The 12033-nt window shown below is 72.9% G+C and carries 8 protein-coding genes, 1 pseudogene and 1 riboswitch; of the genes and pseudogenes, 6 read left to right on the top strand and 3 right to left on the bottom strand.

Annotation, left to right across the window (positions count from 1 at the left end):
• Positions 1-345: 345 nt before the first annotated feature.
• A riboswitch (cyclic di-AMP (ydaO/yuaA leader) is annotated at positions 346-490 on the top strand.
• Between the two features lie 122 nt (positions 491-612).
• Positions 613-1437 carry a C39 family peptidase gene (locus ABZS66_RS57015; RefSeq protein ID WP_354772605.1) on the top strand — a complete coding sequence of 275 codons (825 nt, stop codon included), beginning with the start codon at positions 613-615 and terminating at the stop codon, positions 1435-1437.
• 66 nt (positions 1438-1503) lie between these two features.
• Here ABZS66_RS57015 and ABZS66_RS57010 read toward each other — a convergent pair whose 3' ends face one another.
• Positions 1504-2256, bottom strand: a complete 753-nt coding sequence (locus tag ABZS66_RS57010) for a hypothetical protein (RefSeq protein ID WP_354772603.1) — start codon at positions 2254-2256, stop codon at positions 1504-1506.
• Positions 2257-2359: 103 nt separating this feature from the next.
• Positions 2360-4537 carry a transglycosylase domain-containing protein gene (locus tag ABZS66_RS57005; RefSeq protein ID WP_354772601.1) on the bottom strand — a complete coding sequence of 726 codons (2178 nt, stop codon included), beginning with the start codon at positions 4535-4537 and terminating at the stop codon, positions 2360-2362.
• 288 nt (positions 4538-4825) lie between these two features.
• Between ABZS66_RS57005 and asnB the strand changes: the two genes are divergently transcribed.
• Positions 4826-6769 carry an asparagine synthase (glutamine-hydrolyzing) gene (asnB, locus tag ABZS66_RS57000; protein ID WP_354772599.1) on the top strand — a complete coding sequence of 648 codons (1944 nt, stop codon included), beginning with the start codon at positions 4826-4828 and terminating at the stop codon, positions 6767-6769.
• Between the two features lie 197 nt (positions 6770-6966).
• On the opposite strand, the gene efeO is transcribed toward asnB, so the two are convergent.
• Positions 6967-8979 carry an iron uptake system protein EfeO gene (efeO, locus tag ABZS66_RS56995; protein ID WP_354772597.1) on the bottom strand — a complete coding sequence of 671 codons (2013 nt, stop codon included), beginning with the start codon at positions 8977-8979 and terminating at the stop codon, positions 6967-6969.
• Between the two features lie 94 nt (positions 8980-9073).
• On the opposite strand from efeO, the gene ABZS66_RS56990 reads away from it, so the two are divergent.
• The 4 genes and pseudogenes from ABZS66_RS56990 to ABZS66_RS56975 all read left to right on the top strand — a co-directional run.
• Positions 9074-9445: a BlaI/MecI/CopY family transcriptional regulator gene (locus ABZS66_RS56990; protein WP_354772595.1), complete on the top strand. Its 372-nt coding sequence runs from the start codon at positions 9074-9076 to the stop codon at positions 9443-9445.
• A complete protein-coding gene (locus ABZS66_RS56985) occupies positions 9442-10329 on the top strand; it encodes a M56 family metallopeptidase (RefSeq protein ID WP_354772593.1) in 888 nt (295 codons plus the stop codon). Before ABZS66_RS56990 ends, ABZS66_RS56985 begins: the two co-directional genes overlap by 4 nt.
• Before the next feature lie 95 nt (positions 10330-10424).
• Positions 10425-11570, top strand: a complete 1146-nt coding sequence (locus ABZS66_RS56980) for a hypothetical protein (protein WP_354772591.1) — start codon at positions 10425-10427, stop codon at positions 11568-11570.
• 10 nt (positions 11571-11580) lie between these two features.
• Positions 11581-12033 (top strand): annotated as a pseudogene (locus ABZS66_RS56975) (hypothetical protein); the annotation flags it as partial.

Here is a 12033-nt window from a genome sequence, read left to right as displayed (position 1 = left end):
ATCAGCTACCGGCAGGGCGAGCTCGACGACGCGGCCGGGCACACCCGCCGCGCGACGCAGGTATTGCAGGTAACCCTGCAGACGGTGCGGCCCACGCCTGTGCGCACCACCGCTGAGCTGCTGTTCTTCGTCGGCGCCCGGAGACATCCGGCGAGCCTAGGACGCCGCCGTCCGCTCGCCCGACCGGGTCCGCGGTACGGGCGGGCAGACGATGGGCGCAGCGCCGCCGGCCACCGCGCCCTTGGCGAGCCAGCCGTTTCCGCGCAGGGATTCACCACCCCCGTGCCTACCGGTTAGTGTCGTCCTGTCCGCCCGGGCTGACCGTCACCACCTGGAGTGACTCCCGGGGTGGATCCGCTGAGTCGTGCGCGCACGAGCCGGGGAACCAAGCACCACCGGGGTGAGTCCGCGAGGCCATGGAGCCGCGTGGTAGGGCCGTCTTCCCGCCCGAACCCGTCAGCTAACCCGGTAGGCGGCAACGGAAGGAGCACGTCGCGTGCGTACCCCCGCGTGGTTCTCATGAGTTACCGGTACCAAGCCAGGCACTCGGTCACCCCGCCCCCCTCGCCGTCCCCGACCCCATCCCCGTCGCCGTCGCCGGTACCCGCGCGCTTGCGCAGGCTGCCCGTCGCCGCGGCCGCGGCGATCCTCGTGGCGGCGGCGTCGGTGGGTGGCATCACCCTCTACCATTCGGCCACCGCCGTGCGGACATCGGACTCGCAGGCATGGTCGGCGGCGTCGGAGCCGTCCCGGGACGGCCAACCGGCGCAACGCAGCCAGCAACAGCAGGGCGCGCCCGACGCGGCGACCGGGGCGAAGAGCGGCTCGGGTGCAGGGTCCACCCCGTCGGCCGCGGGCAACTCGAGTCCGAAGGGCACCCCGGGCGCGACGGCCACCCCGGGCACCGCGAGCGCCTCGGCCGCCCCGGCGGCGAAGACGCTCAGCTACCAGTTCCAGTGGCAGGAGAACTACTACTTCTGCGGCCCGGCGGCGACCCGCATCGCGCTGTCCGCCCAGGGCGCGCAGCAGACGCAGAACCGGGTCGCCCAGAGCCTGCGCACCACGGTCAACGGCACCAACTCGGCCGACGACACCACCCGGGCGCTCAACGAGCTCACCAACAGCTCGTTCTACAAGTCCCACTTCATCCGCACCCAGGCTGCCAGCCAGGCGGACGTGGACCAGCTGCGCGCCGACGTCGTCCACGCGGTCTCGAACGGATACGCCGTCGTGGCGAACATCGCGGGCACCGCGACGGACAACGACGGCAACGCCCACTCGTACCCGGGCGGTCACTTCCTCACCGTCGTGGGCTACAGCGACGACGGCCAGAACGTGACGATCGCCGACCCCGCCGACGCTCGCGGCGTCGGCCGGTACACGATGGCGACGACCCGGCTCGCGCACTGGGTCGCGCTGCGCGGGTACTCCGCCTGAGGCTGCGCCTGAACCGACCGGTCGGGGCGCCGTCCGCGGCGGACGGTGTCCCGACCGGTCGGGGAGTCAGCGCGTCTCCGTGACGGCGGCGACCGCGGCGTCGGCGGCGGCGTCGACCTCGACCTCGGCGGCGTCCGTCCGCTCGCCGGGACCGGCCTGCCGGACCACCGCCGGCAACCGCTGCTCGTCCATCCAGGCCTGCAGGGCGGGGCCGGACTCGAAGCTGGCGATGAGCGCGTACCGCGGCTGCGGACCCAGGTGGAAGGCCGCGTGCCACAGCCGCTCGGTGTCCACGACGAACTGGGCGCCGCCGAACAGCGGGACGCGGTGCTCGACCGTCGGGTCGTCACGGTGCTCCCGCAGGATCATGTAGCTGCCGGGGTCGTCGGTGAGGTTGAGCCAGACCCGCACCACCCACCCCTCACCCTCCGGGTTGAGCCGGTTGTTGTCGTCCTGGTGCAGGTGCCGCTCCACCACCGTGGACTTGTCGACCGAGGGCTGCAGCTTGATGATGCGCACCCGGCCGAAGTTCGCCCCGACCGACGACACCCAGTCGACCAGCGTCGGTGCGAGCCGGGCGTTGGCGGTCCACACGCCGTCCTTGTCCGGCAGGCCGTGCTCCCAGAACCCGCGCGGGTCGTCCTCGCCCTTTGCGGAGGCCAGGACCGCGAAGTTCGTGTCACCGCCCGATTTCCAGTCCAGATACTTGAGGTTCTCCCACTCCGTCGGATCCAGCTGGCCCGCGTATCGCTTCAGCATGAGGTACCCGGTCTCGGCGAGGGACGGCAGCCGGTGATGGTGAGCTGGGACGACCGACACGTTCATGACCTCCAGATGTCGATGGTGCTTGTGCACGCCGCCCTACCCGGATCCACGGCGGTAAACGACCCCCGGAGGGCGATTCGGGGTGGGTGGACACCCGTCAGCGCCCCAGCGCCCGCGCCCGGCTGGGCGCCGGGAACCCCTGGACCGGCATCCAGCGCAGGGTGGCCGCCATGGTCTGGGCCACGGCGGCGTTGACGGCGTTGGAGACCGCGGCGCCGACGTTGTCGTTCGGGTTGTCGACGTTCACCGCGATGCCGGCCGCCGCGAGCTGCGGCGTGAAGCCGACGAACGTCTCCGTCGAGTTGTACTCGGAGCTGCCGGTCTTGCCGGCGATCGGGCGCCCGCCCAGGATCCCGGACACCGCCTCGGCCGTGCCCCCGTCGCACTTGCCGTACGCCGACCCCTTGCCGACCGGGCAGCGCGCCGCGTCGGTCGCGGCCGCCGCCACGTCCGGGCTCAGCTCCTGCCGGCACTTCGGGGCCGCGGCGCCCACCGGCTTGCCGTCCGCGTCGGTGATCGAGACCACGGGCAGCGGCTGGCAGTACAGGCCGCCGGCGGCGACCGTGGCGTAGGCGTTGGCGAGGTCGAGCGGGGTGGTCGAGGCGTTGCCGAGGGTGAACGAACCCCAGTCGTCGACCCGCGCCACCATCGCCTGGTCACCGGGGGCGCGGAACTGGATGCCCAGCCGCTTCGCCATGTCCACGACGCGGCGGACACCGACCTGCTCCTCGAGCCACACGAAGTAGGTGTTGACCGAGCGGCCGAACGCGTTCCACATCGTGCGGTTGCCGTTCATCCAGCTCGGGCTGGCGTTCGCCGGGCACCACCGGCCGCCGCAGGTGCCCGGGCCGCTGCCGGGCCACTTGGTCACCAGGCGCCCCGGCGCGTTGAACGACGTGCTCAGCGGCATCCCCGCCTCGAGCGCGGTGAGCATGGTGAACATCTTGAACGTCGACCCGGCCTGGTAGCCGCCGACGCCGCTGCCGCCGCCGACGAGCTGGTTCACCGTGTTCGGGTAGGCCGGGTGCTGCGGCGGGTTGGGGTCCAGGCTGTAGTGCCGGTTGACCGCCATCGCGAGGATCCGGCCGCTGCCGGGGGTGACGACGGCCAGCGGCATCGAGCGGGCGCTGCCGTAGCCGTAGACCCCGAGCGACTGGGCGAGCGCGGTCGCCTGCACGCCGGGGTCGAGCGACGTGACGATCCGGTACCCGCCGGTCCGCAGGGTGTCGTCGCGTTCGTTCGGGTTGGCCCCGAACTCGGCCTGGCGGCCCCACCACTGCCGGAGGTAGTCGCAGAAGAAGCCCCAGTCGGTGTGCTGCGCCGGGACGGCCACGCAGTTGTTGGGCGGCCGGGTCTGCTTGATCGCCAGCGGCTGGGCGCTCGCCACGAGCGCCTCGCCGGCCGTGACCTTCCCCATCTTGACCATCGAGTCGAGCGTGTAGCCGCGCCGCTGCAGCGCGGCGGCCTGGTCGCCGGTGACCGGGTTGTCGGCGTCGGGTGACTGCAGCAGCCCGGCGATGAGCGCCGCCTCGGGCAGGGTGAGCTCGGCGGGAGTCTTGCTGAAGTACACCTGGCTGGCGGCGTAGATGCCGTAGGCGCCGGCGCCGAAGTAGGCGATGTTCAGGTACCGGTTGAGGATCTCCTGCTTGCTCAGGCGCTTCTCCAGCTCGACCGCGTACCGCATCTCGCGGAGCTTGCGGGCCGGGGTGTCGACGCCGGCGTCGACGCGCTCCTGCGGGGTCAGGCTCGGATCGTTCTTGAGCGCGTTGCGGACGTACTGCATCGTCAGCGTCGAGGCGCCCTGCTGGCTGCGGCCCCGGGTGTTGGACACCAGTGCGCGCAGGACGCTGCGGCTGTCGACACCGCGGTGCTCGTAGAACCGGATGTCCTCGGCCGCGACGACGGCCTGCTGCATCACCGGTGCGATCTGCGTCAGCGGCACGTCCCGGCGATTCTCGTCGTAGAACGTGGTGATGAGGGTCTTGCCGTCGTTGGCGTAGACGTAGGTGATCTGCGGCGCCCGGGGCGTCGCCAGGTCCGTCGGCAACGCGTCCCAGACGGCGGCGCCGGTGCGCACGGCGGAGCCGCCGAGCAGGCCGAGCGGGAGCACGGCGGCGGCCACCCCGAGGCCGGCGAGGATGCTGCACAGCACGAACCTCGCCAGGCGGCGCACCAGCGACGGCCGCTTCGCCCGCCGCGCCCGCCGGGCCCCGCCGGCGGGAGCGCCGCGCCCGGCGTGACGAGCGGTGCCGTTTCGGGCGCGGACGAAGCGCATCGTGCTCTCCCACCGGTGCAATGAGTTGGCTGCCGCCGGCATCCGTGCGGGCTCGCGGCGGACGCGCGGCTACCCCCGCGGTGTGAGCCGCAAACGGTGCGATTGCCGCCGCGCCGCCGGATCACCCGCGGGCTGTCTCATCCCATACCGAGGGGTAGCCCGCTCGTGGGGAGCGATCGGGCGAGGGCCGGGCATCCGGCCGTCACGGGCGCCGAGTGCTGTTTCGCTGGATGGCGTGGCGCATCACGGCCGTCCGCGGCCACCACGTTGACGAAAGGGAACAATGCCATGTGTGGCTTCCTCGTCCACGTCACCGACAGCCTGATCTCCCCGGAGACGCTCGAGCGGATGGAGCGGCAGCTGCAGCTGCTGCATCACCGCGGCCCCGACGACACCGCCGTCGAGCAGCTCGGCGACGGCGTGGTGGCCGGGTTCAAGCGGTTGTCCATCATCGATCGCGGGGGCAGCCGGCAGCCGTTGCGGTACCCGCCGGAGGGTCCGGAGGCCGGTCGCTGGGGCCTGGTCTTCAACGGCGAGATCTACAACTTCGAGGCGCTGCGCGAGGAGCTGATCCGCGACCACGGGGCGACCTTCGCCACCGCCGGCGACAGCGAGGTCGTCGCGGCCGCGTTCCACTACTGGGGACAGCAGGCGCTCGGCCGGCTGCGGGGCATGTTCGCGTTCGTGCTGTGGGACGACGCGAACGAGACGGTGTACGCGGCGCGCGACCCGTTCGGGATCAAGCCGCTGTACTACCTGGCGGCGCCGGGCGAGCTGTGGCTGTCGAGCGAGAAGCCGCCGCTGCTGGCGGTCGCGGGCGACGAGGTCGACGTGACCGCGCTCTCGCTGTACCTGACGATGCAGTACGTTCCCGAGCCCTACACGATGCACCGCGACGTCGCCCGGCTGCCCGCCGGCGGGATGCTGACCCGGGCCCTCGGCCGCGCGCCGCTGGTGTACCAGTACACCAGGATCACGTTCCGGCCGGACCCGACGGCCGACGACGACGCGATCGTGGAGGACCTGCGCGCCGCGCTGCGCGACAGCGTCCGCGCCCACCTGCGCGCGGACGTGCCGGTCGGCGCGTTCCTGTCCAGCGGCATCGACTCGACCGGCATCGTCGCGCTGGCGGCCGAGGTCGATCCGCAGATCCGGGCGTTCACCGTCGGCTTCGACACGCCCGGCGCCACGTCCGAGATCGAGGTGGCCGCGCAGACGGCGGCGCACCTCGACGTCGACCTGGTGCCCACGGTCGTCACCGCGGAGGACGTGCTCGACGTGCTGCCCCGCATCGTGTGGCACCTGGGCGACCCGGTCGCCGACCCGTCGATCGTCCCGCTCTACTGCCTCGCGCGGACCGCGGCGCGGTACGTCACCGTCGTACTGTCCGGCGAGGGGGCCGACGAGCTCGCCGGCGGCTACACCATCTACCGCGAACCGCGCTCCCTGGCGCCGGTGAGCCGGCTCGCCGAGCCGCTGCAGCGCGGCCTGCGCGCGGTGGCCCGGCTGCTCCCCGACGGCGTCAAGGGCAAGAGCTACCTGGAGCGCGCCACCACGCCGATCCAGACCCGGTACTTCGGCAACGCCAGGGTGTTCAGCAACGAGGAGAAGGCCCGGATTCTCGGGGCCGTGCCGGCGGTCGGGCACGCCCACGTCACGTGGCCGCTGTACGCCGAGGCGGTGCACCTCGACGACGCCACCACGATGCAGCACATCGACGTCAACACCTGGCTGCCCGGCGACATCCTGACCAAGGCGGACCGGATCTCGATGGCGCACTCGCTGGAGCTGCGGGTGCCGTACCTGGACCGGGTCGTCTTCGACGTCATGTCCCGGTTGCCGGTGCGGCTGAAGGTGCCGCCGTACAGCCGGACGACCAAGTACGCGCTGCGCCAGGCGCTGCGGGGCATTGTGCCGGACTTCGTCGTCGACCGGCCGAAGCTCGGCTTCCCGACGCCCGCCGCCCGCTGGCTGCGCACCGACCTCGCCGAGTGGGCCCACCACCTGCTGTCGACGTCGGGAGCCGGGCAGCTCATCGACCTGGACTACGCCCACCGGCTGCTGACCGAGCACGGGCGCAGCGACGCCGACCACGGCCGGAAGCTGTGGATCCTGCTGTCGTTCTGCCTGTGGCACGGCATCTTCGTCGACGGTTCGATCGCACCACCGCTGCCCGAGCACGCGGCGGCGGCCGCCGGGCCGGTCGGCTCCGCTCGGCCCCGCCACGCATAGCGGTGCTCCGGCCGGCCTGCCCCGCCGTAGCGCAGCCGCACCTCGGCCTTGCCCGTCTGGACGAGGTGTTCGAGGTAGCGCCTGGTGCTGACGCGGGACAGGCCGGCCCGCTCGGCGCATTCGGCGGCCGACTGGTCGGTCCCGCTGTCGCGCAGCACCGCGACGACCAGGTCGGCGGTGGGCGGCCCCTGCCGGTGTCAGCGCCCCGCGATGACCGGCGGGACGGCGGAGACCTGTTCGGCGAGCGCGTTGACCGTGCCCGCCAACAGCTGGACCTGTGCCGGTTGCAGGACGGTATAGGGCTGGTAGCTGTCGCCGGAGCGGTACTTGGCGAGTTCGGCGTCGACGGCGGCGAACCGCGCGTCGAGCTGCGGGCCGAGCTCGGGGCGGCGGGCGTCGAGGACGGGCCGCAGCGCCGCGAGCGCGGCCCGGCAGCCGTCCACGTTGGCGGCGAAGTCCCACAGGTCGGTGTGCGAGTAGCGGTCCTCCTCGCCGGTGACCTTCTTCGTAGCGACCTCGTCGAGTAGGCCCTTGGCGCCGTTGGCGAGCTCGAGCGGGGTCAGCGTGACCGTGGTGAGCCGCTGCCGCAGCGCCTCGACGTCGGCCAGCAGCCGGTCCGCGAGGGGCGCCACGGCGGCGAGGTCACTACCGCTCCACAGCTGCTGTTCGATGCGGTGGTAGCCGGTCCACTCGGCGCCCGGGTCCAGGTCGCCGTCGCGGGCGTCGATGCGCGGGTCGAGGTCGCCGAAGGCCTCCGCGACGGTCTCGATCCGCTCGTAGGGGCTACGGGCCATGGGGAACAGCGTCTGTGCCCGGTCGCGCTGGCCGGCCTTGACGGCGGCGACGAACTGGCGGGTCTGTTCCACGAACGCGTCGGCCTGGGAGCGCACGTAGCGGTGGTAGCCCTCGGCCGCCGCGGTGAGCGCGGCGGCGTCGGTCGCCGGCGGGTTCGCCGAGCCGCTGACGGTGAGGGTGCTACGGATGCCGGCGCCGATCATGCCCGGCTTGCAGGCGACCGTGTAGGTGCCAGGTGTGAGGTCGACCCGCAGGTCGCGGCTGACACCGGGTGCGACGTTCTCGACCTCACCGAGGATCCGGTCGGCGGTACCGTAGACGTACAGTTCGGTGACCTTGGTGCCCTTGTTGTCGATGGTGAAGGTCGTCGTACCGCCGGCCGCGTGGTCGGTGCTGAGGTCGCAGCTGGTGTCGGTGGCGGCGACCGAGATCCGCCCGGGCTGCGGTGGACCGCCGGGCTGGGCCGCCGGGCTGCCGCATCCGCCGGGGGTGAGGCCGGCGAGCGTGACCACGGCGGCGATCGCGACGAACCCGTGCGCCTGAGCCGGCCTCGGTGCCGGGCGGAAGAACAGGGCAAGCATCACCAAGGCGAAGGCGAGCCAGGCGGTGATCTCCAGGGCGCTGGCGCGCGGCGTGAGGTTGACGGTGCCGGCGAGCAGGGTCGCGTACCACGAGGTGGGGTCGATCAGGGCGGTGAGGTCGAAGGCGTCGCGGTTGCCGCCGGGCAGCACGCCGGCGCTCTGCAGGCCGTGGACGCCGTACTTGAGGATGCCGGCGGCGACGAGAATGAGCAGCACGCCGGTCCAGGTGAAGAACCGTCCGAGGTTGATCCGGACGGTGGCGCGGGCGATGACCCAGCCCAGGGCGACGGCGGTGGCGATGCCCAGCAGCATGCCGGCCAGCGGCGCGGCCGAGTCGGCGGCGCCCTCCGCGGCGGCGAAGACGAGCAGGACCATCTCGACGCCCTCGCGCAGGACGGCGAAGAACGCCATCGTTGCGACGGCCCAGCCGCCCATGGCGATGGCATCGGAGAGGCGGCCGGTGAGCTCGCCGCGCAGCGTGCGGGCGGAACGGCGCATCCAGAAGATCATCCAGGTGACCAGGGCTACGGCAGCGAGGGAGGTGACCGCCTCGAACAGCTCCATCCGCGTGCCGCTGCCCAGCCAGCCGGCGACGGTGGTCAGCAGGACGCCGACGGCGGCGGACACGAGGACGGCGGCGGCGACACCGGCCCAGACCTGGCGCAGCTTGCCGCGGGCCGGGTCGCCGGTCCGGGTGCGGTCGGTCCGGGTGCGGTCGGTCTGGGTGCGGTCGGTCTGGGTGCGCAGAAACGCGACCAGGATGCTGACGACGAGGGCCGCCTCGAGTCCGTCGCGCAGCCCGATCAGGTAGCTGGCGAAGAATACCGATCCCACGGGTGCGCTCCAAGCGTAGGCTAACCTAACGCCGACAATCTCCTACATGATGTAGGAGCAAGTCAACCCGGCAGGTCAGCGTTATCGTGTGGGAGTGGCAGAGTCCTCCGCACGGCGGGCACCGGGCTCGCTCGAGGCCCAGGCGATGGCGGCATTGTGGGCCGCCGGAGAGCCGCTGTCCGCGGCCCAGCTGCAGGCGGCCCTCGACGCTGACCTGGCGTACAACACCGTGCAGACGATCCTGGTGCGGATGCACGACAAGGGCCTCGTCGAGCGACGCACCGCCGGCCGCGGCCACGTGTACTGGCCGGCCCGCGACGCCGCGACCGCCGCAGCCGAGCAGATGCGCGCGGTGCTCGACGGCCCCGCGGACCGCCAGGCCGTGCTGCGCAGGTTCGCCAACGACCTCGCCGAAGACGACCTGGCCGTCCTGCGCGCCCTGCTGCACGGCGAACGGCCGACATGAGTCTCGCCGTCTACCTGCCGCTGCTGCTTCCTGTCCTGCTGGCGGCCGCCGCGCGGCCGCTGACAACCACTGCGGCACCTGAGCGCGCCGCCCGCGCGCTGGCGTCCGCCGCAGTGCTGTCCGCCGCGGTAAGCACCGCCAGCCTGGTCCTGCTGGCACTGACGCTGCTCGACGACCTGCCCGCGTTGGAGGCTCGCGAGCACACCGCCTCCTTCCCGCTGCCCGAGCCCGTCCCGGGCCCGCTCGCAGCGGCCGCCGCGGCCGCCCTGGCCTGGGCCGGCTGGCGGTGTGCGGCGATGCTGCGCCGCAACCGCGCCGTCACCCGGGACCTCCTCGCCGCCGGCACCGCGCACGACGGGCTGCTCGTCGCCGACCTGCCCGAGGCGCACGCCGTTGCGGTGCCCGCCGGCATTGGACGGCCCGGGCACGTGCTGGTGACCGCCGGCCTGCTGCGCCTGCTCGACCGGACCGAACGCACCGCGGTCCTCGCCCACGAGGAGGCCCACCTCCGACACCGCCATCACCGCACGGTCGCGGTCGCGGCGGCTGCCGCGGCGGTCAACCCGCTGCTGCGCCCCTTGGCCCGCGTCGTCACGCTGCTCGTGGAGCGCAGCGCCGACGAGGCCGCCGCCACCGCGGTCGGCGACCGCGGCGTGGTCGCCCGCGCGATCGCGAAGGTCGCCCTGTCGGGCGGCGACCGACCGGCCGGCGGGCTCGCGGCCGGCGGCTCGGACGTGGTGCGCCGGGTCGACGCGCTCACCCGACCGGTGGCCGGCCGCTCCCGGCGGGCCACCGCCGGCGTCACGGCGGTCGTGATCACGTCCGCGACCGCCGGCAGCACCGCCGTCGCCGATTTCATCGCGGTCGCCCGCGCCTGGCTGTAACGAGCCGTCCTCGCGACCGACTCAGCCCAGCGCGATCGGGCTGCGGTCGGCAGCTTCAGGCAGCGTTCAGCCACGCGGCCATACCGTCCCCCGCCATGGTGGACATGACAGCGGTACGCGCCCGCCCCGCGGCGGTCGCACTGGCCGGCTGGACCGTCGTGTGGTTCATCGGCACGGCATGGAACGGCGGAACCTCGTGGCACTTCTTCGTCCAGGGCGCCCAGGCGCTCGCCGACCTCGACGATCCGGTGCGCGGCGGCCTGCACCTGTACGCCGCCGCTCCGGTGCTGCAGATCGGCCCGGTCGCACTCCTGGCCGCACTGCTGGCGATGCCCTGGGGCGGCGCCGGGGCGCTGGCGATCTGGCAGGTGCTCGGCGCGGCAGCCGGCCTCACGATCCTGTGGCAGATCCGGCAGATCGCGATCATCGTTCGGCCGGACCTCGACCGGCGCACGATCGACCAGCGCGTCGCCGCCGCCGGCCTGTGCATGATGCCGGTCTGGATGTTCCTCGCCGTCGGTGTCGCACACCTCGACGACGTGCTCGCGCTGCTGTTCACCGTCCTCGGCCTGCGCGCCGTCCTCGGCGGCCGGGCGATCCTCGCCGGATCGCTGCTCGGCCTGGCCGTCGACGCGAAGCCCTGGGCGCTGCCGTTCGCCTGCCTGCTCCTGCTGCTCGGCCACGGCCGCACGCTCCTGCTCGGCGCCGCGGCGACCGCCGCCGTCATCGCCGCGGCCTGGCTGCCGTTCTTCCTCGCCGACCCGGCCACCAGCAACGCGCTGCACTTCACGATCCCCAACACGCCGCTGTCGGCGCTGCGCGTCCTCGGGGTGCACGACGCTCGGACGCCGCCCTGGGCCCGGGCGGCGCAGGCGGTGCTCGGCATCGTCGTCGCGCTGCTTGCCTGGCGCCGCGGGCGCTGGCCGGCGATCGTGCTGCTCGCCGTCGCCGCCCGGATCGTGCTCGACCCCGGCACCAACCGGTACTACGTGGCCGGCGTGGTCGTCGGCGCCGCCCTGTGGGACGTGCTGGGCACCCGCGGGGGGCGGTCGTGGCTGCCGTGGTGGACCGCGACGGCCTGGATCGCGCTGTTCACCGCCCGCTTCGTGCCGATGCCCGACGCCGCCCACGGATGGCTGACCCTCGCCTACGTGCTGGCCTGCGCCGGCATCCTCGTCACCCCCGCCCGGCACCCGTCCGGGGGAACCCGGATTCAGGCCGCTTTCAGGTCGGTTCTGTGAGGGTGCCCGCATGACGACCGCCCGCCGGATGGCGAACAAGGTTCCCGAGGTCACCATCTACTTCTGGATCATCAAGATCCTCGCCACCACCGTCGGGGAGACCGCCGCCGACCTGCTCAACATGAACCTCGGGCTCGGCCTCACCTGGACGACCGTCGTGATGGCCGTGCTCACCGCCGCCGCCGTCATGCTGCAGTTCCGCTCCGATCGCTACGTGCCGTGGCGCTACTGGCTCGTCGTCATCCTCGTCAGCGTCGTCGGCACCCTCATCACCGACAACCTGGTCGACAACCTCGGCGTACCGTTGGAAGTCACCACCGCGGTGTTCACGCTCGCCCTCGCCGCCACGTTCATCCTGTGGTACCGCAGCGAACGCACGCTGTCGATCCACACGATCGTGACCACGAAACGCGAGACGTACTACTGGGCCGCCATCCTGTTCACCTTCGCGCTCGGCACCGCC

Source organism: Dactylosporangium sp. NPDC005572 (genome assembly GCF_040605515.1).
Lineage (GTDB): Bacteria > Actinomycetota > Actinomycetes > Mycobacteriales > Micromonosporaceae > Dactylosporangium.
The sequence above is the reverse complement of the archived record's forward strand: the minus strand, read 5'-3'. Positions and strand labels throughout refer to the sequence as shown.